The sequence below is a fragment of the Flavobacterium sp. genome, from assembly GCF_965284515.1.
Taxonomy (GTDB): Bacteria; Bacteroidota; Bacteroidia; order Flavobacteriales; family Flavobacteriaceae; genus Flavobacterium.
In genome coordinates this window covers 1,078,654-1,104,191 of sequence record NZ_OZ260089.1, presented here as the reverse complement: position 1 = coordinate 1,104,191, position 25,538 = coordinate 1,078,654, and the positions used below count along the sequence as shown (strand labels likewise).

General features: G+C 32.3%; 18 protein-coding genes and 1 tRNA gene. 5 read left to right on the top strand and 14 right to left on the bottom strand.

From position 1 onward, the window contains the following. Nucleotides 1-8: 8 nt before the first annotated feature. From ACQ65T_RS05040 to ACQ65T_RS05005, 8 genes are read right to left on the bottom strand one after another with little or no spacing between them, the layout of a single operon-like run. Complete coding sequence (locus tag ACQ65T_RS05040; protein ID WP_430400007.1) at nt 9-1,778, bottom strand: cytochrome c oxidase subunit I; 1,770 nt, start codon at nt 1,776-1,778, stop codon at nt 9-11. Nucleotides 1,779-1,806: 28 nt separating this feature from the next. Beyond that, nucleotides 1,807-2,952, bottom strand: a complete 1,146-nt coding sequence (locus tag ACQ65T_RS05035) for a cytochrome c oxidase subunit II (protein WP_430400006.1) — start codon at nt 2,950-2,952, stop codon at nt 1,807-1,809. 19 nt (nt 2,953-2,971) lie between these two features. Further along, nucleotides 2,972-4,288: a quinol:cytochrome C oxidoreductase gene (locus ACQ65T_RS05030; RefSeq protein ID WP_430400005.1), complete on the bottom strand. Its 1,317-nt coding sequence runs from the start codon at nt 4,286-4,288 to the stop codon at nt 2,972-2,974. A gap of 28 nt (nt 4,289-4,316) precedes the next feature. Continuing rightward, nucleotides 4,317-4,877 (bottom strand): c-type cytochrome, encoded by a 561-nt coding sequence (locus tag ACQ65T_RS05025; protein WP_430400004.1) that lies wholly within the window; start codon nt 4,875-4,877, stop codon nt 4,317-4,319. Nucleotides 4,878-4,886: 9 nt separating this feature from the next. Beyond that, nucleotides 4,887-5,411, bottom strand: coding sequence for a DUF3341 domain-containing protein (locus tag ACQ65T_RS05020; RefSeq protein WP_430400003.1), 525 nt, complete (start codon nt 5,409-5,411; stop codon nt 4,887-4,889). A 4-nt stretch (nt 5,412-5,415) separates the two neighbouring features. Continuing rightward, nucleotides 5,416-6,825, bottom strand: a complete 1,410-nt coding sequence (gene nrfD / locus ACQ65T_RS05015; protein ID WP_430400002.1) for an NrfD/PsrC family molybdoenzyme membrane anchor subunit — start codon at nt 6,823-6,825, stop codon at nt 5,416-5,418. Between the two features lie 28 nt (nt 6,826-6,853). Continuing rightward, entirely contained in the window at nt 6,854-9,889 is a 3,036-nt protein-coding gene (locus ACQ65T_RS05010; protein WP_430400001.1) for a TAT-variant-translocated molybdopterin oxidoreductase, read from the bottom strand. Nucleotides 9,890-9,922: 33 nt separating this feature from the next. Beyond that, nucleotides 9,923-11,230 carry a c-type cytochrome gene (locus ACQ65T_RS05005; protein WP_430400000.1) on the bottom strand — a complete coding sequence of 436 codons (1,308 nt, stop codon included), beginning with the start codon at nt 11,228-11,230 and terminating at the stop codon, nt 9,923-9,925. 219 nt (nt 11,231-11,449) lie between these two features. Between ACQ65T_RS05005 and ACQ65T_RS05000 the strand changes: the two genes are divergently transcribed. Both ACQ65T_RS05000 and ACQ65T_RS04995 read left to right on the top strand, forming a co-directional pair. Beyond that, nucleotides 11,450-11,839, top strand: coding sequence for an SPOR domain-containing protein (locus ACQ65T_RS05000; protein ID WP_430399999.1), 390 nt, complete (start codon nt 11,450-11,452; stop codon nt 11,837-11,839). A 2-nt stretch (nt 11,840-11,841) separates the two neighbouring features. Then, the gene (locus tag ACQ65T_RS04995; RefSeq protein WP_430399998.1) at nt 11,842-14,043 is read left to right on the top strand and encodes a TonB-dependent receptor plug domain-containing protein; all 2,202 of its coding nucleotides are present in this window, start codon (nt 11,842-11,844) and stop codon (nt 14,041-14,043) included. A gap of 97 nt (nt 14,044-14,140) precedes the next feature. On the opposite strand, the gene infB is transcribed toward ACQ65T_RS04995, so the two are convergent. From infB to rimP, 3 genes are all read right to left on the bottom strand, one after another. Continuing rightward, on the bottom strand, nt 14,141-16,921 hold the full coding sequence (infB, locus tag ACQ65T_RS04990; protein ID WP_430399997.1) for a translation initiation factor IF-2: 2,781 nt from the start codon (nt 16,919-16,921) through the stop codon (nt 14,141-14,143). A gap of 64 nt (nt 16,922-16,985) precedes the next feature. Beyond that, entirely contained in the window at nt 16,986-18,224 is a 1,239-nt protein-coding gene (nusA, locus tag ACQ65T_RS04985) for a transcription termination factor NusA (protein ID WP_430399996.1), read from the bottom strand. Between the two features lie 13 nt (nt 18,225-18,237). After that, a complete protein-coding gene (gene rimP / locus ACQ65T_RS04980; protein ID WP_430399995.1) occupies nt 18,238-18,705 on the bottom strand; it encodes a ribosome assembly cofactor RimP in 468 nt (155 codons plus the stop codon). 166 nt (nt 18,706-18,871) lie between these two features. Here rimP and ACQ65T_RS04975 point away from each other — a divergent pair, with 166 nt between their 5' ends. Continuing rightward, complete coding sequence (locus ACQ65T_RS04975; protein WP_430399994.1) at nt 18,872-19,696, top strand: universal stress protein; 825 nt, start codon at nt 18,872-18,874, stop codon at nt 19,694-19,696. Nucleotides 19,697-19,745: 49 nt separating this feature from the next. On the opposite strand, the gene ACQ65T_RS04970 is transcribed toward ACQ65T_RS04975, so the two are convergent. Further along, nucleotides 19,746-19,816, bottom strand: a tRNA-Gln gene (locus ACQ65T_RS04970). 166 nt (nt 19,817-19,982) lie between these two features. Here ACQ65T_RS04970 and ACQ65T_RS04965 point away from each other — a divergent pair. Next, a complete protein-coding gene (locus tag ACQ65T_RS04965) occupies nt 19,983-23,189 on the top strand; it encodes a protein O-mannosyl-transferase family (protein WP_430399993.1) in 3,207 nt (1,068 codons plus the stop codon). A gap of 79 nt (nt 23,190-23,268) precedes the next feature. Continuing rightward, a complete protein-coding gene (locus ACQ65T_RS04960) occupies nt 23,269-23,901 on the top strand; it encodes a polysaccharide deacetylase family protein (RefSeq protein WP_430399992.1) in 633 nt (210 codons plus the stop codon). Here ACQ65T_RS04960 and ACQ65T_RS04955 read toward each other — a convergent pair. Both ACQ65T_RS04955 and ACQ65T_RS04950 read right to left on the bottom strand, forming a co-directional pair. Next, nucleotides 23,898-24,194 carry a thioredoxin family protein gene (locus ACQ65T_RS04955; protein WP_430399991.1) on the bottom strand — a complete coding sequence of 99 codons (297 nt, stop codon included), beginning with the start codon at nt 24,192-24,194 and terminating at the stop codon, nt 23,898-23,900. The genes ACQ65T_RS04960 and ACQ65T_RS04955 overlap by 4 nt on opposite strands. Before the next feature lie 63 nt (nt 24,195-24,257). Next, nucleotides 24,258-25,490, bottom strand: a complete 1,233-nt coding sequence (locus tag ACQ65T_RS04950; RefSeq protein ID WP_430399990.1) for a metallophosphoesterase — start codon at nt 25,488-25,490, stop codon at nt 24,258-24,260. Nucleotides 25,491-25,538 lie beyond the last annotated feature (48 nt).

Below are 25,538 nucleotides of genomic sequence, written 5' to 3'. Positions count from 1 at the left end.
TTTTAATCTTAGTGGTGTAATTCTTCTTCCCCGTCCTTCATTGGAACTGTTTGAGGAACAAAATCATCGTCATGACCAGGCTTACTGTAATCGTAAGGCCAACGGTGAACTTCAGGAATTTCTCCTGGCCAGTTACCATGTAAATGTTCAACCGGAGTAGTCCATTCTAAAGTATTAGATCTCCATGGGTTTTGTGTTGCTTTTTTACCGTAAAACATACTGTAGAAGATGTTCCAGAAGAAAACTATTTGGAATGTAGCTCCTACAATAGCAAACATTGTAATTAATACATTAACATCCGCCAATTCATCAAATAATGGAAAAGCTGTATTGGTGTAATAACGTCTTGGCAAACCAGCCATTCCAATAAAATGCATAGGGAAGAAAACTCCGTAAGCACAAACAACGGTTACCCAAAAGTGAACATAACCTAAAGTTTTATTAAGCATTCTTCCAAACATTTTTGGATACCAGTGGTAAACACCTGCAAAGAATCCATAAAGTGCAGATATACCCATTACTAAATGGAAATGAGCAATTACGAAATATGTATCATGAACGTTGATATCTAATGTACTATCTCCTAAAATAATTCCTGTTAAACCACCAGTTATGAATGTAGAAACAAAACCGATAGAAAACAACATTGCTGTATTTAACTGTAGGTTTCCTTTCCATAAAGTAGTAATCCAGTTAAATGCTTTAACAGCTGAAGGTATTGCAATTAACAATGTTGTAAATGTGAATACAGATCCTAGGAAAGGATTCATACCTGATATAAACATATGGTGACCCCAAACAATAGTTGATAAAAACGCAATTGCAATTATAGAAGCAATCATAGCACGGTAACCAAAAATAGGTTTACGAGAACTTGAAGCCATAATTTCAGAAACAAGTCCCATTGCTGGTAAAATTACAATGTATACCTCAGGATGTCCTAGGAACCAAAACAAGTGCTCAAATAAAACTGGAGAACCTCCTTGATAATGTAAAACTTCACCTGAAATAAATATATCTGACAAGAAGAATGATGTACCAAAACTTCTATCAAAAATTAACAATAAAGCTGCAGAAAATAATACTGGGAACGAAATAATACCAATAATTGCAGTTACAAAGAAAGCCCAAACCGTTAATGGTAAACGAGTCATTGTCATTCCTTTCGTTCTTAAATTAATAACAGTAACAACATAATTTAAAGATCCCATTAATGAAGATGCGATAAATATAGCCATAGAAACTAACCAAAGTGTCATACCTGTTCCTGAGCCTGGGATTGCTTGTGGCAATGCACTTAAAGGAGGATATATTGTCCAACCAGCAGAAGCAGGTCCCGATTCAACAAACAATGAAATTATCATAATTACTGAAGAAACGAAGAACATCCAATATGAAATCATATTCATAAAACCAGACGCCATATCTCTTGCACCAATTTGTAGAGGAATTAACAAGTTACTGAAAGTTCCACTTAAACCAGCAGTAAGTACAAAGAAAACCATTATGGTTCCATGAATAGTAACTAATGCTAGATAAATATCATTTCTCATTACTCCACCCGGAGCATAATCTTCACCTAAAAATATTTTAAATATCTCAAAAGATTCTTCTGGCCAAGCTATTTGCATACGGAAGAATATAGACATCATAACCCCTATGATACCCATTAACATACCTGTAATTAAATATTGCTTAGCAATCATCTTATGGTCAATACTAAAAATATATTTAGTAATGAAAGTTTCTTTATGATGACCGTGTTCGTGTGCTGACATAATCTTATTCTAAAATTAAAAACCTAAATTATTTTATAACTTGCGCCATTACTGCAGCAGTATCAATAACTACAACTGGTGCAATCTCTTGAACTGGAGCTGGTGCATTTGCATCTTTCCAAACTTGTGTAACAGTAGGCTTTTCAGCTAACCATTTTTTAAAATCTTCTGGAGTATCAACTACAATTTTCATTTGCATATTATAATGAGAAGCTCCACAAATTTTATTGCATAATAATAAATAATCAAAAGTATATGGCTCTAAAGCTTCTTTACCTTCTGCAACTAATTTAACGCTATTTGCAGCTCTGATTTTATTAATTTTATTAACTTTTGCAATGATTTTTTCATCTAAGCGCATATCTGCAGTTGTAACCGTAGGAACAAAAGCAAATTGCGTAACCATTCCTGGAACACAATTCATCTGTGCTCTAAAATGAGGCATATATGCAGAATGTAAAACATCTTGTGAACGAAATTTAAAAACAACCTTCTTACCAAGTGGAATGTGCAATTCATTAACAGCCTTATCATCATTTGCAGCTGGATCTTCCATATCAACACCTAATGTGTTAACACCTTCAATATATCTTACATTAGCCTTGCCTAAAGTATTATCTTCTCCAGCATAACGTGCTTCCCATGCAAATTGTTTTGCATATAATTCAACATACATTACATCTTCTTCTTCATCATAATACATAATGTCATTCCAAGTATATAATCCATAAAGAATTAAACCTGAAAGAACAATTACAGGAATTATAGTCCAGATTGCTTCTAATTTATTATTATCTGCAAAATATAGTGCTTTTTGCCCCTCTTTACCACTGTATTTATGTGTAAAATAATGTAATAAGAATTGAGTAATCGTTTGAACGAAGAAAATTAATGCCATTGAAATGTTCATTAAATTGTCAACTTCAGGACCATGAGCAGAAGCAGGAGTTCCTAAAACTAAATCTCCCCAAGTTACTAAAGAATAAATAGTAAACAGATAAATGAAACCAACAAAGGCAAACATTAAATAACCGTTAACTTTATTATCGTAATCATTAGCTACTCCAGAATCATCTTTTGAAGTGCCAACTTGGGTTAAGTCAAAAATTTTAGTCAATTGCCAAACAGCAATTCCAATTAGAGCTAAAACTAAGAATATCAATAAACTTGTCATTTGTTTATTTCTTTAAATATTAATAATGAAAATGTTTGCTTTCTTCAATATATGGATTTCTTTTTGCAACAAGTGGAGCTTTTGTTAAAGCAGTAAATACAACAAAAATAAATAATCCTAAGAAGAACAATAATGAACTAATTTCTGGAATTCCAATATACCATTGATCACCAACTGTAGCAGGCATAATCATATTGAAAAAATCAACATAATGACCAAATAAAATTACAACACCAGCCATAACAATAATCCAAGTTAATCGTTTAAAATCAGTATTGATTAAGATTAGTAATGGAAAAACGAAATTCATAACTAACATTCCAAAAAATGGTAAATTATAATCTTCAATTCTTGTTACATAATAAGTAACTTCCTCAGGAATGTTAGAATACCAAATTAACATGAATTGAGAAAACCATAAATATGTCCAAAAAATACTAAACCCAAACATAAATTTAGCTAAATCATGTATATGACTTGTATTTACATCAGGTAATAATCCTTTTGATTTTAAATATAGTGTTACGAATGCAATAACAGTTATTCCACTAACCATAAAACTTGCAAAAACATACCAACCAAATAAGGTACTGTACCAATGAGGGTCAACAGACATAATCCAATCCCAAGACATCATAGATTCTGAAATAATAAAGAAAACTAAAAACATTGCTGAGATGTTAAAATTCTTTTTAAAGAAAGTATTGTCAGAAGCATTATCTTGTGCTATAGAGTTTTTTCTAGAAAAATAACGGTATAAATTCCAAAAGCCTAAAAATATAGCAGCTCTTATTAAAAAGAAAGGTACATTTAGAAATCCAACCTTACCCTGTAATAAATGATCTTTTGCAACAACAGCATCATCCATCCATACAAATAGATGGTTAAAATGCATACCTGCTGCTACTAACACTAAAAAGAATATAATAGAACCTGGTAACAAATAACTTGTTATACCCTCCATTACTCTAAATAATATTGGAGACCATCCAACTTGAGCTACGTATTGAATTGCATAAAATGCTAAAACCCCTACAGAAATTAACATGAAGAATATACATGCAACATAAAAAGCAGCCCAAGGCTTATTTTGCAATTGATGTAAAACATGCTCTAAATGTTCTTTGTGTTCAGCAGTTGCATGAGCATCGTGAGCATCGGCTCCGTGATGAGCTGCTTCATTTGCATGAGCATCATGTCCATGGTCAGCACTTAATATCTGTTCAACTTCTTCAACAGTTTTTGGAGCGCTCATGAAGCCAACACCAATACCAATTACCCCTACAATCATAAGGATAAAAGAAAAAGTTTTTAATTTACTTGAAAATGTATACATATCAATGATTTTCAAAAAAGTTTTTAAATTATAATTCAGACTTCAATTTCAATACGTAATCAGCCACTTGCCATCTTTCCTCTTGAGAAAGCTGATTTGCATGAGAACCCATAGAGTTCAACCCGTAAGTAACAACATGAAAAATACTACCATTAGTCACTTCTCTATCAGCGTAACTAGGTACACCTAAGAATTTTTCTCTTTTAACTAAATTACCTTTACCATCACCTTTTTCTCCATGACAAATTGCACAATAAATATTATACAATTCTTTTCCTTTATCTAAATTTTTAGAAATACTATCTAAAGGTGAAGTTGTTATAGTTTTAGAAAGTAAATATCCTTCTGGAGTATTTGGAATTTCATAAGGCACAAAACCTCTTTTAATAGAACCCTCAGCAGGTAATTGACCTTCTTTCCCTTTTAAACCATTCTCAGAATTAAATGCATCTGATTCAACATATGTTTCATATGCTACAGATTCATACATGTTAGGAAAAAACTGGTAGTTAGGTTTCGATTTGTCAAAGCAAGAAGTTGCTATGAATGACAAACCTAATACAGCTACTATTTTATATAAGCTTTTCATATCTTGATATTAATGCTTTTCGATTACTTTAACTTCTACTGCTCCTGTAGATTGGAAGAAAGAAACTAATTCTTCTTCATTTCCGTGAACTCCAACTTCCATTAAAAAATGATCATCAGTTGTTCTTACATCAGGATTTTCAGCTTGTTTAAATGGCCATAATTTACTTCTCATATAAAAAGTAATAACCATTAAATGTGCTGCAAAAAATACTGTCATTTCAAACATAATAGGCACGAAAGCCGGCATGTTCTCAATATAACTAAAACTTGGTTTACCACCAATGTCTTGTGGCCAATCATGAATCATAATGAAACTCATCATGAAAGTTGCTACAGAAATACCAACTACACCATACATAAATGATGCAATAGCAATTCTAGTTGGAGCCAATCCCATAGCTTTATCTAGTCCGTGTACTGGAAAAGGTGTATAAACCTCTTCAATATGATGATGAGCTGCTCTTGTTTGCTTTACAGCATCCATTAGAACATCATCATCATTATATATAGCGTGTATAACTTTATTACTCATGATATTAATGATTATCTGAATGATTATGACCGTTTGCTTCTCTTGCTTTCTTGTAATTATCTCCTGAAGATTTCAAAATAGTTTTAACCTCTGCTTGTGCAATTACAGGGAAACTTCTAGAATATAATAAAAATAATACAAAGAAGAATCCAATAGTTCCTATAAATATACCTGCATCAACAAATGTTGGTTGGAACATAGTCCAAGATGATGGTAAATAATCTCTATGTAAAGAAGTTACAATAATTACAAAACGCTCAAACCACATTCCAACGTTTACAACAATAGAGATGATAAACGAAGCCATAATACTAGTTCTAATTTTCTTAAACCACATTACTTGTGGAGAAATTACATTACAAGTCATCATCAACCAGTATGACCACCAGTAAGGACCAGTTGCTCTATTTAAGAACGCATATTGTTCATACTCAACTCCAGAATACCAAGCAATAAATAACTCAGTTATGTACGCACAACCTACAATTGAACCTGTAATCATGATTACAATATTCATTAATTCAATATGTTGAATTGTAATATAATCTTCTAAGTTAGATACTTTTCTCATGATAATTAACAAGGTATTTACCATTGCGAATCCTGAGAAGATAGCACCTGCTACGAAATACGGAGGAAGGATTGTTGTATGCCAACCTGGTATAACAGAAGTTGCGAAGTCAAAAGATACAATTGTATGAACAGAAAGTACAAGAGGAGTAGCTAAACCAGCTAATACTAATGAAACCTCTTCAAAACGTTGCCAATCTTTCGCTCTACCACTCCATCCAAAAGACAATATTGAATAAACTCTTTTTGTGAAAGGCGTGATTGCTCTATCTCTAAGCATTGCAAAATCAGGTAATAAACCAGTCCACCAGAAAACTAATGACACAGATAAATAAGTTGAAATTGCAAATACATCCCAAAGTAATGGCGAATTAAAGTTAACCCATAATGAACCAAATTGATTTGGAATAGGTAAAACCCAGTATCCTAACCATGGACGCCCCATGTGAATGATAGGAAATAAACCTGCTTGCATTACAGAGAAAATTGTCATTGCTTCTGCAGAACGGTTAATAGCCATTCTCCATTTTTGACGGAATAATAATAATACTGCTGAGATTAAGGTTCCGGCATGACCGATACCAACCCACCAAACGAAGTTAGTAATATCCCAAGCCCAACCAACTGTTTTATTTAATCCCCATGTTCCTATACCTGTAGAAACGGTGTAAATCATACAACCAACTCCGTAAAGGAAAGCTGCTAATGCGATTGAAAATACAATCCACCATTGTTTATTAGCTCTACCTTCAACAGGTGCAGCAACATCTACAGTAACATCGTGGTAGGATTTACTTCCTACTACTAAAGGTTTTCTTATGGGTGCTTCGTAATGAGACGACATATCCTTTATATTGTTTCTTAATTAATAATTATTTATCGTTTCTAACTTTAACATGGTAGAATACATTTGGTTTTGTACCAATGTGCTCTAATAAGTGATACATACGATCATCTTCTACTAAAGTAGCAACTTGACTTTCTTTATCATTTACGTCTCCAAAAATCATCGCTCCACTTGAACAAGCAGCAGAACATGCCGTTTGGAATTCACCATCTTTTACTAATCTACCTTCACGCTTAGCATTTAACTTAACCGCTTGAGTCATTTGGATACACATAGAACATTTCTCCATAACTCCACGTGAACGAACATTAACATCTGGATTTAATACCATACGTCCTAAATCATCATTCATATGATAATCAAATTCGCTGTTTTTATTGTATAAGAACCAGTTGAATCTTCTAACTTTATACGGACAGTTGTTAGCACAATAACGAGTACCTACACAACGGTTATAAGCCATATGGTTTTGACCTTCTCTACCATGAGATGTTGCAGCAACAGGACAAACTGTTTCACAAGGTGCGTGATTACAGTGTTGACACATTACTGGTTGGAAAGCCACTTGAGGATTTTCTGCAGGATCTTCCATAGCAGATAAAGTACTTACTGAATCCATAAGGCCAGAAGTTCCTCCTTTAAGCTTATTATCACCATCAAAAGTATCTTGTGAAGAATAGTATCTATCTATACGCAACCAGTGCATATCTCTACTTCTTCTTACTTCATCTTTACCAACAACAGGAACATTGTTTTCTGCATGACACGCAATAACACAAGCTCCACATCCAGTACAAGCATTTAAATCAATCGATAAATTAAAATGATGACCTGTAGTTCTGTCAAATGAAGTCCATAAATCTACTTCTGTAGCAGGAGTATCTTTATGATCTAAAGAAACCATTGGAACTGGATTCCAAACAGCAGCATCTTTAGAATTAAATATCTCTAAGGTAGTTTCTTTGATGATATCACCCCTACCCATTAATGTTTTTTGTAATTGAACACAAGCGAACTCATGCTCCCCTTCTTCTTTAGCAATAGAAACCGTTTGATTTGCATTTAAGTTAGTATATAATGCATACGCATTAACCCCAACTTGCATTTCTTGTTTCATTGATGCAGTCTTACCATAACCAAAAGCCAAACCAACAGTGCCTTTTGCTTGACCAGGTTGAATGATTACCGGAACTTTATTCAAAGTTGCATTTCCAACTTTTAAAGTTACATAACTACCATTTAAACCTCCATTAGCTTCATTCCAGTTTTCTAATCCTAATTTCTCAGCATCAGCTTTAGAAACCGTAGCATAATTATCCCAAGAAACTCTTGTGATTGGATCAGGAAATTCTTGTAACCAAGGGTTATTTGCTTGTTGACCATCTCCCATTCCTGTTTTAGTATATAATACTAAATCAAGCCCAGTAGTTTTTGAAGAAGCTAATTTTGATGCAGAAGCCGAAGCATCAACATCACTTGTAGACAATGGAGCAACTTCAGCAACAGAAAAACCATCATGAACCGTTTGATTCCAAGATTTACCATTTAACTGACTTGCAGCAAAAGCTTTTAGATAATCGTGATAAGAAGCAGCATTTTCAGTTAATGACAATAAAACTTCTTGTAATTGTTTTGTATCGAATAAAGGACGAATTGTTGGTTGCATCACACTGTAATGCCCTCTTGATAAAGTAACATCTCCCCAAGATTCTAAATAATGAGGAGCGGCAGCAGCAATATTAGTAATACTAGCTGTTTCATCTTCCTTCATTGAGAAAGCAACAGAAAGTTTCACTTTTTTAAGTCCAGCAACAAACTCTTTTGAATTAGCTAACGTATAAACTGGATTAACACCACTCATAATTAAAGTGTGAACCGAGCTAGCATTCATATCAGTTACCAATTGAGCAACTGCCTTTGCATCTCCCTTTCTAGTTAAACGTGCTGCAGAAGGATTAAATGCCTCAGAAGAAATTTTAGCATTGATAGCTAAAACTAACAACTGAGCATCTTTATCATCTAAACCTGTTACAACAACACCTTTAGATTTAGCAGCACTTAATTGTTTAGCAGCTTTAGCAACTTCAGCATTCTTTGGAGTACTTCCATTTACTATAGCACTATATAAATCAGCTAAAGCTATTTTTTGTTCAGTAACATTTAAAGGAATTCTTTTATCTGCATTTGCACCAGATAAAGACATATTTGCCTCTATTTGAATGTGCTTAGACATTTTACCCTGTTTAGGAATACGCCCTTTAGCATAAGAAGCATCGTAACCACCACCTTGCCAATCTCCTAAGATATCAGCTCCAACAGAAACAATTACATCTGATTTTGAAAAATCATAATCAGCCAAACCTCTTACACCATATACAGATTGAAAAGCATCTAAAGCATTTGTTTCAGAAACTGCATCATAAACAACTTGTTTAACAGTTGGGTATTTAGCAATTAAATCAGCAATCAATGCGTCAGTAGATGGACTTGCCATAGTATTAGTTAACAACACTACATTTCCACCTTTAGCTTTTGCGTCTTCTAATGAAGATTTTATTTTAGAAGTAACCTCTGACCAAGCAGCGTCTTTACCTGCAATTTTAGATTGCTTTAAACGCAAGCTATCATATAATGAAAGTACAGAAGCATGAACTCTAGAGTTAGCACTAGAAACAGCTCCTTCTAATTTATTGTTTTCAACTTTAATTGGACGACCTTCGCGAGTCTTAATTAAAATGTTAGCAAAATCAAAACCATCTGCTATTGTAGTTGCATAATAATCTGCAACACCAGGAATTACTTCTTCTGGTTGCACAACATAAGGAATTGATTTTACAACTGGACCTTCACAAGCAGCCAATGAAGCAGCGGCAGTACTAAATCCAACATATTTCAAAAAGTCACGACGAGAAGTTGATGCATTTGCAAGTGAATCCTTATCTCCTAAAAACTCATCTACAGGAATTTGCTCAACAAACTCATTGTTTCTTAGCGTCTCAACAATAGAGCTATTTTCGTTTAGCTCTTCAACACTTTTCCAGTATTTTTTGTTTGATGCCATATTATATATAGATATTAACTTCTTAATTTATTATTAATAGTGGCATTTACCACATTCTAAACCTCCCATTTGTGCAGCAGTTAAATTGCTAACACCATATTTTTTAGAAAGCTCTTCGTGTACTTTTTTGTAGTACTCATTATCTTCAACTTTCACATTTGTTTCTCTGTGACAGTTAATACACCAACCCATAGTTAATGGCGAATGCTGTTTCATGATTTCCATTTCTTCAACAGGACCGTGACATTTCTGACATTCTACACCTGCAACCGAAACGTGTTGAGAGTGGTTGAAGTAAACAAAATCAGGTAAATTATGTATTCTAACCCACTTAACTGGAGTTGTCTTACCTGTATATTTTTGAGCTTCTTTATCCCATCCAACAGCGTCATATAACTTCTGAATTTCATTATTATAATCAACACCATATTCATTCCCTTCTGCTAAAGTTTCAGGAGCAACTTCACCAATGTTTTTATGACAATTCATACAAACGTTTAATGATGGAATATTAGAATGCTTACTTACTCTTGCTGCAGAGTGACAGTATTTACAATCAATACCATTATCACCAGCATGAATTCTATGCGAATAATGAATTGGCTGAACCGGCTCGTAATCTTGATCAACACCAATTTGCATTAAATATCCGTATGCAAAATATGCAGACATTAATAAGAACAAAATTGCAGTAACCAAAATCAAGAATTGATTTTTTGCATAAGCTTTCCAAATAGGCAATGATTTTTCACTTGAAGCAACTTCAATACCATTAGCACTAGCTATTTTAGTTAAAACATTTCTTACCAAGAATAACATAACAACCAACATTACCAACACTAATGAAAGTGCTCCTAATATTACATTGTTTGAAATTCCTGAACCCCCTGAAGGATCACCTTTAACAACATCATCCTTAATAACCGGAGGAGGTGCTACTTCAGATGTATAAGCTAAAATATTATCAATGTCAGCATTTGACAATTGAGGGAAAGCAGTCATTGCTACTTTATTATTTTCTTCAAATACTTTTACTGCCTGAGCATCTCCTGACTTAATTAAGTCACTACTGTTTTTAACCCATTTATACAGCCATTCCCTATCATATTTATCAGCAACACCACGTAGCGCAGGCCCCGTAGATTTAGCATCTAATTTATGACAAGCCGCACAATTAGCATTAAACAACTCTTTACCCTTTACTGCATCTGCGCCTGCAACAACAGGAGCCGCCGCATCTTCAGCAGCATCTTGAGAATACATAGATAAAGAAAAAGATAGCAATAAAGCTAAACTGAAGAAAATCCTTGAAAACGAATTATGGTTACCCACCTTTTTCATATTTAATTAATGATTATCGACAAAATTGGTACGATATTAGATAAACTTATTGCTATAAAAACATCGTACTTAAATTTTAAACTCCGACAAAAATACAATATTCGAACTATTCTAAAAACCTTAATATTATCTTAAAATGTAATTTATATTTATTCTAAATAATTTCAAGGGTTTTGAATTCTATTTTTAGTTGTATTTTTGTTTTAAATATAATTCATTATGAGAAATTTAGCACTTAAACCAATTTTACTTATCAGTTTCATATTCTTATCGTTAAACTTAAAATCTTTTGCACAAGAATTGAAAACAACAATTGAGCAAGATGCGAAATTTGAAGTTTTATTAAAAGAAAAACAAAAAATAAACAACAATATATCTATTACAGATAGTTATAAAATTCAAATCTTTTATGGCTCTGGAGAGGAGTCAAAAAAGAAACTTTCTGAATTTAAAAAAGATTTCAAAGAAATAGAAGGTACAATTATTTATTCTAACCCAACTTATAAAGTTTATGTTGGCAATTATAAATCCAGACTTCATGCTGAAAAAGTTTTAATTGATATAAAAACTAAATATCCAAGCGCTCTATTAATAAAGCCAGGGAAATAATAATGAAAAAATTAATAAACTTAACTTTATTAATTGGGTCCACTATTGTTTTTGCTCAAACAGAAAAAGACACAATTAAAACCAATCAACTTGAAGAAGTTATAGTCGTATCTAACAAAGTTCCAAGATCAAAAGAACTAATTCCAATTCAGATTGAATCAGTTTCTCAAAGAGAAATAGAATTTCAAAACTATCAAAATACCGCTGACTTATTGGCTAATTCTGGAAATTTACACGTTCAAAAATCACAACAAGGTGGAGGAAGTCCAACCATAAGAGGGTTTGAAGCCAGCAGGGTGCTTTTAATAGTTGATGGGGTTAGGATGAATAATCTGATTTTCAGATCGGGACACTTACAAAACGCAATTACTGTTGATGAAAATTTATTAGAAAACGTTGATATTTTTTATGGACCAACCTCAACTCTTTTTGGAAGTGATGCACTCGGAGGAACCGTTAGTATGAATACAAAAAAAGCGAAATTCCTAAACAACGATACTAAATTTATTAGCGGAAACGTATCAACAAGATATGGCTCAGTAAATGAAGAAAAATCAACTTATTTTGATTTAAATTTTGCTGGCGAAAACTGGGCTTCATTAACCTCTTTTTCTTACAATGATTTTGGAGATTTAAAAATGGGAAAAAGAAGAAATAAAAACAATGCTTACTTTGGAGAAAGAGAATTTTATGTAGAAACAATTAATGGAACAGATGTTTTAATTGCTAATAACGACAAATATATTCAAAAGAATACTGCATACAAGCAATTCAATTTAATGCAGAAAATAGCTTATAAAACAACAAGTGGTTATAACCATGGTTTAAATTTTCAATATTCAACTTCTTCTGACATACCAAGATATGATAGACTTACGGATGTTTCTTCTAGTACAGGTCTAAGAAATGCAGAATGGTACTACGGCCCACAAAAAAGACTACTCGCAATTTATAGCTTATCCAAAGAAAAATTGATTTTAAATAGTGACTTTAAACTAGACTTTGCTTATCAAAATGTCGAAGAAAGCAGACATAATAGAAGGTTTGGAAATTATAATTTACAAAATAGAATCGAAAAGATAAACATGTTCTCAATCTCTGCAGATTTACACAAAAAATTCAATAAAGGGGAATTGTTTTATGGACTTGAATCGTATTATGAAACACTAAATTCAGAAGCCTATTCAAACAATATAAATACCGGTATCGTTTCTACAATTGATACTCGTTATCCAAACGGAAAAAATTATATGATGAGGAATGACTTTTACATCTCTTATAATGAAAAGGCTTCCCAAAAAACTGCATGGAATTTGGGGGCTAGAGCTGGATACACACTATTACATAGCAACATCGATGACAACACTTTTTTCCCATTACCGTTTAACTCAATAAACCAGCAAAACCTTACCTATAGCGCAACTGCAGGATTAATTCATCAGCCGTCAAAAAACGTTGATTTAAAAACAAATATTAGCAGTGGTTTTAGAGTGCCAAATATTGATGATTTAGCAAAAGTATTTGAATCTGGTGGAGGGTTTGTAATTGTTCCAAATGCAGATTTGAATCCTGAAAAAACAATCACAACCGATTTAGGTTTCGTTATTAAGTCAAATAACAAAAGATTTCAGATAGAAAATACTTATTTCTACACTCGTTTTTTTGATGCAATTGTTACTGACAATTTTACATATGAAGGACAGACAACGATTTCATATAATGGAATAAATAGTCAAGTTTTAGCTAATCAAAACAAAGGGAAAGCTTTTGTAACTGGCTTTTCTACTAATCTAAAAAGCTACTTGTTCAATAATTTACAATTTAACGGAACTTTTAATTACACATTAGGAAGAATTATTGAAGAAAGCGGAAGAAGTCCTTTAGACCACATCCCTCCTTTTTATGGGAAATTAGGATTAAATTATGCCAGAAATTGGGGAACTTTAGAAGCTTACATTCTTTATAATGGTAAAAAACCAATTAAAGATTATTATTTAAACGGTGAAGACAATGAACAATATGCTCCAAATGGAGGTATGCCATCTTGGGAAACATATAATTTTAAAACAGCTTTTAAGATAATTAAAGGCGGAACATTATTTGCAGGAGTTGAAAATATTTTAGATACACAATATCGTGTGTTTGCTTCTGGAATAAATGCTCCTGGAAGAAATATTTATGGAGGTATGAAATATAGTTTTTAATAAAGAAACACTTATTTAAAGCTTATAAACTATTTACAATAAATAAAAAATCCCAAGTTAGAACTTGGGATTTTTTTATGTTAGAAAACTGAAAAAATTATTTCAATTTTTTCTTAACTTCTACTTCGTGGAAACATTCAATAACGTCGTACTCCTTAAGGTCATTATAACCTTTAATTTGCATTCCACAATCATATCCTTTAGAAACTTCTTTAACGTCGTCTTTAAATCGCTTTAAAGCAACTAATTCACCCGTATAAATTACAACACCCTCTCTAATTAATCGAATTTGACCATTGCGAAGTATTTTACCATCTGTAACCATACAACCAGCAATAGTTCCAACTTTAGAAATCTTGAATAATTCACGTACTTCAGCTGTACCTGTAATTTCTTCTTTCAATTCTGGAGAAAGCATTCCTTCCATTGCATCTTTTAAATCATCAATAGCAGCGTAAATAATAGAATAATTACGGATATCGATTTCTTCTTTTTCTGCAAGTTGTTTTGCATTTCCTTGTGGACGAACATTAAATCCAATAATAATTGCATCGGAAGCCGATGCTAATAATACATCCGATTCTGTAATTGCTCCAACACCTTTATGTATAATGTTTATTTGAATTTCTTCAGTAGATAATTTAGAGAACGAATCAGCCAAAGCTTCAACAGAACCATCAACATCTCCTTTAAGGATAATATTCAACTCTTTAAATTGACCTAACGCAATACGACGACCAATTTCAGCAAGAGTAATATGCTTTTGTGTACGAACAGATTGCTCACGTTGTAATTGTGTACGTTTAGCTGCAACTTGTTTCGCTTCTCTCTCATCGTCATAAACTGATAGTTTATCACCTGCTGTAGGAGCGCCATCTAAACCTAATATAGATACAGGTGTTGACGGACCAGCTTCAGTTACATTATGTCCACGCTCATCATACATAGCTTTTATCTTACCGTGGTTTTTACCCGCTAACATATAATCACCTATTCTTAAGGTACCTGCTTGAACTAATATAGTTGTAACATAACCACGACCTTTATCTAACTGCGCTTCTACTACTGTTCCAACTGCATTTTTATTTGGATTTGCTTTAAGCTCTAAAACTTCAGCTTCCAACAATACTTTCTCTAATAATTCTTTAACACCAAGACCTGTTTTAGCCGAAATATCATGAGATTGGTACTTACCTCCCCATTCTTCAACCAATAAGTTCATTGCAGCTAATTTTTCTTTAATTTTTTCAGGATTTGCTGTTTGCTTATCTACTTTATTAATAGCAAAAATCATAGGAACACCTGCAGCTTGAGCATGACTTATCGCCTCCTTAGTTTGTGGCATGATGTCATCATCTGCAGCTACGACAATTATAGCAATATCTGTTACTTGAGCACCACGAGCACGCATAGCGGTAAATGCTTCGTGACCAGGAGTGTCTAGGAAAGCGATTTTTTCACCACCTTCTAATTCAACACCATATGCACCAATGTGCTGTGTAATTCCTCCAGATTCTCCTCCAATTACATTTGTATTTCTAATGTAATCCAATAATGATGTTTTACCATGATCAACATGCCCCATTACCGTAACAATAGGAGCTCTGTGAACTAACTCTTCTGGCTTATCTTCAATTATTTCAGCAGCTTCTTCAATATCAGTAGTAATAAATTCTATTTCATATCCAAATTCATCTGCTACAATTGAAAGTGTTTCAGCATCTAAACGTTGATTCATAGTAACCATGATTCCTAATGACATACAAGTTCCAATTACTTTAGTAATCGGCGCGTCCATTAACGAAGCAATTTCACCTACAGTTACAAATTCTGTAACTTTTAAGATTTTACTTTCTAAATCTTTTTGTTCTAGTTCATCATCAACACGCTGACGGTGAGAATCTCTTTTATCTTTACGGTATTTTGCAGCTTTTGAGCCTTTTTTACCTTTTCCTTGAAGTCTTTCAAGAGTCTCTTTAATCTGGTTTTTAACTTCTTCTTCAGTAGGCTCTGTTTTTTGAACTACTACTTTTTTACCTTTACTAAATCTATTGTCTTTTGAAAAAGTTTTCTTAACTCCTCCAGCACCACCTTGAGCGCCAGCAGCACCAGGCTTAGCGCCAGGAACTGGCTTAGTAATACGCTTACGCTTATTTTTGTTTGCGTTATTACCACCGGCAGCAGTATCTGGTTTTTTACCAACTGTCTTAGAATCTTCTTTCTTCTTTTTAGGTTTATTAAATTGGCTTAAATCAATTTTTTGACCGGTAAAAGTTGTTCCAGAAAGTTTTTGATAATTTGTAGCTATTTTTTCTTCTTCAGTAGATTCTGCAGAAGTTGCTTCATTTTCTTTAGAAACTTTTGGCTCATCTTTCTTAGAAACATCTACTTTAGGCTTACTAGACTTTTCATCTTTAGTATTTTCAGGAGCCTGCTCAGAATCAGTCTTTTTTTGTTCTGTTGGAGGAACTTCAACTGGTTTTTCTTGTTTCTTAACCTCTACTTTTTTAGGATTAAGGTCAATTTTTCCAACCGGCTTTGGTGCTTCAACAACAGCCTTAGCTTTAATAACTTCTTGACGTTGTCTTTCTGCTTCTGCTTCTTGCTGACGTTTCAACTCTTGTTCTTTTTCTAACTCTTTCTTAAGCGCCTCCTTCTCCTTCTTCTTTTCCTCACTTACTTCAAGAGATGCAACCTTTTTACCTTTATCGGCAGAGAATTGGCTGCATAAGACGTTGTATTCTTCTTGAGATATTTTAGCATTAGGACTAGATTCAATTTCATGATTCTTTTCTTTTAAAAAGTCCACAGCTCTATCAAGAGAAATATTTAACTCTCTTAAAACTTTGTTGATTCTTATTACTCTATTGTCAGACATATAATCTTTTTATAATTCTTTTGTATGTTTTGTTGTATAGCTTTAGGAATAGTAAATTTAAAAATTAATCTTCTAATTCTTCTTTTAATATTCTAACAACATCTAAAATAGTTTCCTCTTCTAAATCTGTTCTTCTAACTAAATCTTCAACATCTTGATTCAATACACTTTTTGCAGTATCTAAACCTATTTTTTCAAATTCATCGATAATCCATCCTTCGATTTCATCTGAGAATTCTCTTAATTCAACATCTTCTTCTTCAATAACTCCTTCTCTTATAACATCTAGTTCATATCCTGTCATTAGACAAGCTAATTTTATGTTATGCCCTCCTCTACCAATTGCTTTAGAAACTTCTTCAACTTTCAAGAAAACTTCTGCTGTTTTTTTCTCTTCGTCTATTTTAACCGATGATACTTTTGCAGGACTTAAAGCTCTTGTTATGAACAATTGTATGTTTGAAGTATAATTAATAACATCTATATTTTCGTTTCCTAATTCACGAACAATTCCATGAATACGAGACCCTTTCATTCCTACACATGCTCCAACTGGATCAATTCTATCATCATAAGAATCTACCGCCACTTTTGCTTTTTCACCTGGAATTCTAACAACTTTTTTAACTGTAATTAATCCGTCGAAAACCTCAGGTATTTCTTGTTCAAATAATTTTTCTAAGAAATCCGGAGATGTTCTAGACATAATTATTTGAGGTTTATTTCCTTTTAATTCAACATTTTCAATAATACCTCTTACGTTATCACCTTTTTTGAAGTAATCGCTTGGGATTTGTTTTTCTTTTGGCAAAACAATTTCATTACCATCATCGTCCATCAAAATTACCGCTTTAGGACGCACATGGTGAACTTCAGCTGTATAAATATCTCCAATTAAATCTTTAAATTGCTTGTAAAGATTTGTATTATCGTGTTCATGAATTTTAGAAATTAAATTTTGACGTAAAGCTAAAATCGCTCTCCTTCCTAATTGAATTAATTTAACCTCTTCAGAAACCTCTTCACCAACTTCAAAATCTGGCTCAATTCTTCTTGCTTCAGATAAAGAAATTTCAGAGTTTGAATCCTCAACTTCACCGTCTTCAACAACAGTTCTGTTTCTCCAAATCTCCATGTCTCCTTTATCTGGATTAATGATAATATCAAAATTATCATCTGAACCGTATTTCTTTTTTAGTGCATTTCTAAAAACATCCTCTAGAATCGCCATTAAGGTAACTCTATCAATGAGCTTGTCGTCTTTAAATTCTGAAAACGAATCAATTAATGCAATATTCTCCATGCTAACTCTTTATTTAAAATGATATTATAACTGTTGCTTCTTTTATTTCACTGTACAAAACTTCTTCTTTCTTTTCTACAGTCTCTTTTCCTTTACCAATTTTTTTTGGTTCTCTTGCTTTCCACTCAAGAGTAATGTATTCGTCTGTCACTCCTGTTAATTGTGCTTCAATAACTTCGTCATTCGATTTTTTCACTTTCAAATTTCTGTCTAAGTTCTTCTTAAATTGTCTCATTAATTTTAATGGACTTGAAACACCTGCAGAAGCAACTTCTAATGAAAAATCTTGTTCTTCTCTATCTAACTCCCCGTCAATAGCTTTACTTACATCGATACAATCTTGTAAGTTTACACCATTATCACCATCTAAGATAATTATAATTTTATTAGAACTATCAATTTTTAAATCTATCAAGAACAAATCTTCCCTAGATTCAAAAACTTTTTCGACCAACTGATTAACTTTATCTGTAAACGTCATATTTTATAAAAAGAGGCACGCAGTGCGTGCCTCATTATTAATTAAATAACAAATAATTTGCGCAAATATAAATATTTTTTTGAAATAAAAAAAATTGTCTATGTAAGATTTAAGTCGTATCTTTATTGTACCAATTAATAATTAACATTACTACAAATAACTATTTATGAAAAAAATTTTAGTACCAATCGATTTTTCAAAACACGCAGAGTATGCATTAAAAGTAGCTGCTCAAATTGCTAAAAAAAATAACGGCGAAATATTCCTCCTTCATATGCTTGAATTGCCTAATTCAGGTAACGATGCGATTTCTAGCTCTCATGATATCCCAGAATTAATGTTGTTTAAAAACGCTGCTGTTTCCAGAATGAATGAAGCCATGCAAGCAAGCTATTTAGACGGACTAAAAGTTACCAAAATAATTCAATTTGAAATGGCTTTTGACGGCATTATTAAAAATGGAGAGAGTCACGAGGTGGATTTAATTGTTATGGGGTCACATGGAGCAAGAGGGTTTCAAGAAATGTTCATAGGATCTAATACTGAAAAAGTAGTAAGGAATTCAAATGTCCCTGTTTTAGTAATCAAAAAAGAAGAGCCAAACTTTAGCGCTGAAAAATTTGTGTTTGCTTCAGACTTTTCAGATGAAACAAAAAAACCTTTTGAAAAAGTAGCAGCTTTTGCAGGTAAATTCAATTCTCATCTTCATTTAGTTAACATAAATACTCCAAATAATTTCAGATCAACACGAGTTGCCGAAAAAATCATGAGTGATTTCACAACTGACATGTCTGCTAAAAATTTCTCAACACACATCTATAACGATATAAATGTTGAAAAAGGAATCTTACATTTCGCAAAGAGCATTGATGCAGATATAATAGGAATGTGTACTCACGGAAGAAAAGGAATATCACATTTCTTTAATGGAAGCATAAGTGAAGACTTAGTAAATCATGCAAAAAGACCAGTAATTACATTTAAAATATAATTAAAGCGTTTAAATAAAAAAAGTCCTGCTAGAAGCAGGACTTTTTTTGTTGGCCCACAAGGACTCGAACCTTGAATGACGATACCAAAAACCGGAGTGTTACCATTACACCATGGGCCAATACCAAACAACCTTTTCGATTGCGAGTGCAAATGTAAACCATATTTTTTATTCTACAAATTTTTCTAAAAAAAATATTAAAAAATAATTTTATCCGTTACTATATATAAAAAAATAGTTTCTTTGTAATTCAAAATGCAAATTTCTATAAAAAACTCATTGTTTTATGGCATCATTTAATTTTAAAAAGTGGAATACCATACTAGGTTGGACAGCTTTTACAATTGCTTTAACTACTTACTCATTAACAGTTGAACCTTCTCTAAGTTTCTGGGACTGTGGAGAATACATAGCAACATCAGCAAAGCTTGAAGTAGGACACCCACCAGGAGCACCGCTTTTTCAGATGCTTGGAGCATTCTTTGCGATGTTTGCAACAAGCGCTAGTAAAGTAGCGTTAATGGTCAACATGATGTCTGTGTTTTCAAGTGCATTTACAATATTGTTTATGTTTTGGTCTTTAACTCTTATTTTTAAAAACTTTTTATTTAATGATGAAAATGACGACAAAAACACACAATTAATGATATTAGGAAGTGCTTTTGTTGGCTCTTTAGCTTATACTTTTTCAGACAGTTTTTGGTTTAATGCAGTTGAAGCTGAAGTTTACGCAATGGCATCTTTATTTATAGCTTTATTATTTTGGCTTGGACTAAGATGGGAACAGGACTTAAATAATAGTAAAGGAAATAAATGGCTTTTATTAATTTCATTAGTAATAGGACTTTCCTTTGGAGTGCACTTTATGGCATTATTAACCATACCAGCTATAGGGTTTTTATACTTTTTTAAAAAAAATAACACAATTACAGTAAAAAGCTTTTTAATTGCAAATGTCTTGATCATTGCGATTTTATTATTCATCTTTAAACTCCTTTTACCCTATACCTTAGGATTTTTTGGTAAAACTGAAATTTTTATGGTAAATAGCTTAGGACTTCCCTTTAACTCAGGAACTATTTTTGCTTTTTTACTTATTGTTGCTTTTTTTTACTTCAGTTTAAATTACACTCGAAAAAAAGAACTTGTATTCTACAACACTTTACTTCTTTGTACATTATTCATATTAATTGGATTTTCTACTTGGATAATGTTACCTGTAAGAGCGAATGCAGATGTTGTTATTAACGAAAATAAACCTTCAGATGCTGCAGAAGTATTAGCTTATTACAATCGTGAGCAATATGGAGAGCAACATTTATTTTATGGAGCACAATTTTCAGATGCGTATTCTGGATTAGATAAAGAAAACCCATATAAAGACGGAAAACCTAACTACGAAAGAGATTACACTAGTGGAAAATACATAATAACGAACAACTACATTAACTCAGAACAAAACACAGACGATAACCACAAAGCGTTTTTACCAAGAATGTGGAGCTCAGATCATAATGAAAACTACATGACGTTCACTGAACCATTACAATTCAGAGTTAATCCAGAATATGCAGAAGAAGACCAGTTAATTCAAATGGTTTCAGACTTTAGAACAGCCTATGAAACTGGAAGAATTGACATGGAAGATTATGACAAATTCTTAAAAACATATGGTGAATATCTAATTATAGAAAAACCATCATTTGTAAACAATATTAAATTTATGTTTGAATATCAATTTGGATACATGTACTGGAGGTATTTAATGTGGAATTTTGTTGGTAGACAAAATGATATTCAAGGAAGATATGATAATTTAAACGGAAATTGGTTGAGTGGAATTTCCTTTTTGGATGAAATTAGATTAGGACCTCAAAACAACCTAACTCCAGATATGGCAAATAATAAAGGTAGGAACACTTATTTCTTTTTACCTTTTATCTTAGGGGTAATTGGAATGATTTTCCATGCTCGAAAAGATTTAAAGAGTTTTTATGTATTACTGGCGCTGTTTTTATTTACTGGTCTAGCATTGAAAATTTACTTAAACGAAAGACCTTTTGAACCAAGAGAAAGAGATTATGCTCTTGTAGGTTCGTTTTATGTTTTTGCTATGTGGATTGGAGTTGGAGTTTTTGCCATTTACGAAGGAATTAAAAAATACATTAAACCGAACATTGCTGTACCTGTAACACTCGCAATAACATTACTTTCTACGCCAGTATTAATGGCTAAAGAAAATTGGGATGATCATGATCGTTCTGGCAAACATACCGCTTTAGCTATGGCAAAAGCCTACTTAGACTCATGTGAACCAAACGCTATATTATTTACCATTGGAGACAATGACACTTTCCCACTTTGGTACGCTCAAGAAATAGAAGGCTATAGAACCGACATTAGAATTGTAAATACTAGTTTATTTATGACTGATTGGTATATTGATCAAATGAAAAGAAAAGCGTATGATTCTGAACCGATACCATCTTCATTTGACAGAAAGTTATATAGAGGAAGTAATAGAGATTATAGTTTCTTAATAGAGAAAACAAAGGATTCAATATTACTTAGCGATTTAATTAAGTTTATTTCACTAGAAGATGAAAGAGCAAAAGTTGAACTAAATAGTGGGCAATTTGTAAATTATTACCCTTCAAATCAGATTATCATTCCAATTAACAAGGAAGAAATAATAAAAAACAATGTGGTTTCTCCTAAGTTTTATGACTCAATCGTTCCGGCAATGCAATTTAAAATCAAGGGACAAGCATTATACAAAAATCGATTGATGATGCTTGATATTGTAAATGAAAACAATTGGAAAAGACCCATTTATTTTACAGGTGGAAGCTTTGGAGAAGACGATTATATTTGGATGAAAGATTATCTTCAACTTGACGGTATGTGTTATAAACTAGTCCCTATCAAAACATCAAATGGAAAAGAAAGCCCAAATCCATTAGAAATGGGGTATTTAGATTCAGACAAAATGTTTGACATTGTTATGAAATGGGATTGGGGAAATAGTGGTAATCCAAAAATGTATCACGATCCAGAAACACGCAAAAACGGAATTACGTATCGAACTAACCTTGCAAGATTAATGGAAACATTAATAAATGAAGGCAAAAAAGATAAAGCTGAAAAAATAATTGAATTAGCAATGGCCAAAATGCCAGTTGACCTTTTTGAATACTATACACTTGTCGAACCTTTTGCTCAAGGTTATTATGAAATTGGTAAAAAAGAAAAAGCGAGAACCATCTTAAAACAATTGATCTTGAAATACCAAGAAGAACTAACCTATTTTAGCGGATTTAAACCAAGTGAACAGCGAGAAATGGCTGTAGACATAGTAACTGATATTGAACGCTACAGAGGCTTGTTAGAAATTATGCAAATTTCAAATGATTTAGAATTCTACAATCAAGAAAAAGTAAAATTCAACAATTTCAACAAAATGTTTGAACTTTTTGGAAGAAAAGCAGAATAAAATATTTTAAAATAATAAAGAATGTGTCGACAAGTAAAATTGTTGGCACATTTTTTTTAGCTTTGAAGTCATGCTTAGAATGTTTAAAACAAATCGATTTTTAAAATTCCTTTTTCCTAAATATATTTGGGAATTACCAAATAGTGAAGAAAAAATCTATTTAACATTTGACGATGGTCCAATTCCAGAAGTAACAGAATGGGTTTTAGGACTTTTAAAAAAAGAAAATATAAAGGCAACTTTCTTTTGTATTGGGGAGAACATACAAAAACATCCAGAAGTTTTTAAACAAATAATTTCTGATGATCATACAATTGGGAACCACACATTTAATCATTTAAATGGGTGGAAAACTTCAACTAAAAAATACCTTAAAAATGTTGAATTATGCAATTCAGTCTTTGAAAAATACTCAATCAGCAATTTTCAATCAAAACTGTTTCGTCCTCCATATGGAAAAATCAAAAAAAATCAAGCTAAAGAATTAATAAAGCTTGGATATAAAATTATAATGTGGGATGTATTAAGCTATGATTATGATAATTCTTTAAATGCTGAAAGATGCTTAAACAACACTTTAAAAAACATTTCAACAGGAAGCATAATCGTTTTTCATGACAGCATTAAAGCACAAGATACTCTACAAAGGGTATTGCCTAAATTAATACAGCAATTAAAAGAAAAAGGGTTTGTGTTTGATAAGTTAAATTAAGCTTGTTCTTGTACTAAAGAAATTAAAGTATTTGCGTCTAACTCTCCGCTTTGTCTCCAAATCATCTGACCTTCTTTGTAGATCATTAAAGTAGGCAACCCTTTAATTCTTAATGCTTCAGCTAATTCTCTGTTTTTATCAACATCTATTTTAATCACTCTTGCTTTATCACCAAGAGCTGCAGCTACATGACGCATTACTTCGTTCATTGCAACTGAAGGCTCGTTCCACTCTGTAAAAAAGTCGATTAAAACTGGAACTTGAGCATCTATTAGTTCTCCAAATTTTGACATAAACTAATGTTTAAATTAAAGTTTAACACTAAAACAATATACAAATGTACTATTTTTAATGAATTATACTGTTTTTTTAGATTTTTTTAGTTCTAACACTGTAATTTCAGGCATAATTCCCACCCTACCCGGATAAGCATGAAAACCAAAACCTCTGTTTACATACACATATCTTCCTAAGTTTTCATACAAACCAGCCCATTGTTTATAAACATATTGAACCGGACTCCACTTTAACCAGCCGGGAATTTCAATTCCAAATTGAAAACCGTGTGTATGGCCCGAAAGAGTTAATTGATAATGATTCTCATCATGCTGCACTTCTGCATCCCAATGACTTGGATCGTGACTCAATAATATTTTAAAATCTTCTTTCGTTAAACCTTCAGATGCTTTTGTTAAGTCGCCAACTTTTTTAAAATGTTTTCCCCAGTTTTCAACTCCTACAATTGCAACTTCAGAATTTCCTTTCTTGATTTTTAAATTTTCGTTCAATAATAATTTAAAGTCTATTTGACGATGTAAATCTTTAATAGCATTAAAATTATCCTCTTTTTCTGCGTCTGAATCCCATCTAAAATACTCTCCATAATCATGATTTCCCAATACAGAATATTTACCCATTTTAGGTTGATGAATACCTTTAAAAGTATCCACCCAAGGATGCATTTCTTTGGCATGGGTATTTACAATATCTCCAGTAAACAAAACCAAATCAGAATTTTGTTCATTAATTAAATCTATTGCGTATTGAATTTTTTCAGGATTATCAAAACTTCCACTGTGAATATCTGAAATATGAGTGATCGTAGTTCCGTCAAAATCATCTGGTAAATCGGGAAAAAATAAAGTTTGCTTAATTACCTTAAAGTTATATTTACCAACGGTCATTCCATACAATAATGAAGCAAATGGAATTGCAGCTATTCCAAGCGCAACTTGACTAACAAATTTTCTTCTGGCTGGCAAAAATTTACCTCCATCATTATCTCCCATAAAATGAACGACAATTCCTTCAAAAAAACGAAAAACATCTTCACCAAAAAGAACAATTGTTAAAACCACTTTTGGTAAAATAGTAATTAAAAGTAGGCCAATCGTAAACAAGGATTGCTTATTTTGACCATTTCCTCTATCATGTGTAAACATGAAATAGGTTATATAAGCAATGATAAAAAGAGAAATCAGGACATAGATTCCTATTACCCATTTTGACTTTACAATTGTTTTAACAGCTTGAAACGAATAAATTTCAATCATTAATATTAATAGAAGTGGTATTAAACCGCGGAGCATAACTTTATATTTTTTGCAAAGTAAGCAACTCCTTGAAAAATAACACTA

Excerpts from the sequence above, each read along its gene's own strand:
- ACQ65T_RS04955 (WP_430399991.1), bottom strand. The coding sequence starts at position 24,194 with ATGTCAAAATTTGGAGAACTAATAGATGCTCAAGTTCCAGTTTTAATC.
- ACQ65T_RS04950 (WP_430399990.1), bottom strand. The coding sequence starts at position 25,490 with ATGCTCCGCGGTTTAATACCACTTCTATTAATATTAATGATTGAAATT.
- ACQ65T_RS04975 (WP_430399994.1), top strand. The coding sequence starts at position 18,872 with ATGAAAAAAATTTTAGTACCAATCGATTTTTCAAAACACGCAGAGTAT.
- ACQ65T_RS04960 (WP_430399992.1), top strand. The coding sequence starts at position 23,269 with ATGTTTAAAACAAATCGATTTTTAAAATTCCTTTTTCCTAAATATATT.
- ACQ65T_RS05025 (WP_430400004.1), bottom strand. The coding sequence starts at position 4,877 with ATGAAAAGCTTATATAAAATAGTAGCTGTATTAGGTTTGTCATTCATA.
- nrfD (WP_430400002.1), bottom strand. The coding sequence starts at position 6,825 with ATGTCGTCTCATTACGAAGCACCCATAAGAAAACCTTTAGTAGTAGGA.
- ACQ65T_RS05020 (WP_430400003.1), bottom strand. The coding sequence starts at position 5,411 with ATGAGTAATAAAGTTATACACGCTATATATAATGATGATGATGTTCTA.
- ACQ65T_RS04995 (WP_430399998.1), top strand. The coding sequence starts at position 11,842 with ATGAAAAAATTAATAAACTTAACTTTATTAATTGGGTCCACTATTGTT.
- ACQ65T_RS05030 (WP_430400005.1), bottom strand. The coding sequence starts at position 4,288 with ATGTATACATTTTCAAGTAAATTAAAAACTTTTTCTTTTATCCTTATG.
- rimP (WP_430399995.1), bottom strand. The coding sequence starts at position 18,705 with ATGACGTTTACAGATAAAGTTAATCAGTTGGTCGAAAAAGTTTTTGAA.
- ACQ65T_RS05005 (WP_430400000.1), bottom strand. The coding sequence starts at position 11,230 with ATGAAAAAGGTGGGTAACCATAATTCGTTTTCAAGGATTTTCTTCAGT.
- nusA (WP_430399996.1), bottom strand. The coding sequence starts at position 18,224 with ATGGAGAATATTGCATTAATTGATTCGTTTTCAGAATTTAAAGACGAC.
- ACQ65T_RS05000 (WP_430399999.1), top strand. The coding sequence starts at position 11,450 with ATGAGAAATTTAGCACTTAAACCAATTTTACTTATCAGTTTCATATTC.
- infB (WP_430399997.1), bottom strand. The coding sequence starts at position 16,921 with ATGTCTGACAATAGAGTAATAAGAATCAACAAAGTTTTAAGAGAGTTA.
- ACQ65T_RS04965 (WP_430399993.1), top strand. The coding sequence starts at position 19,983 with ATGGCATCATTTAATTTTAAAAAGTGGAATACCATACTAGGTTGGACA.
- ACQ65T_RS05035 (WP_430400006.1), bottom strand. The coding sequence starts at position 2,952 with ATGACAAGTTTATTGATATTCTTAGTTTTAGCTCTAATTGGAATTGCT.
- ACQ65T_RS05010 (WP_430400001.1), bottom strand. The coding sequence starts at position 9,889 with ATGGCATCAAACAAAAAATACTGGAAAAGTGTTGAAGAGCTAAACGAA.
- ACQ65T_RS05040 (WP_430400007.1), bottom strand. The coding sequence starts at position 1,778 with ATGTCAGCACACGAACACGGTCATCATAAAGAAACTTTCATTACTAAA.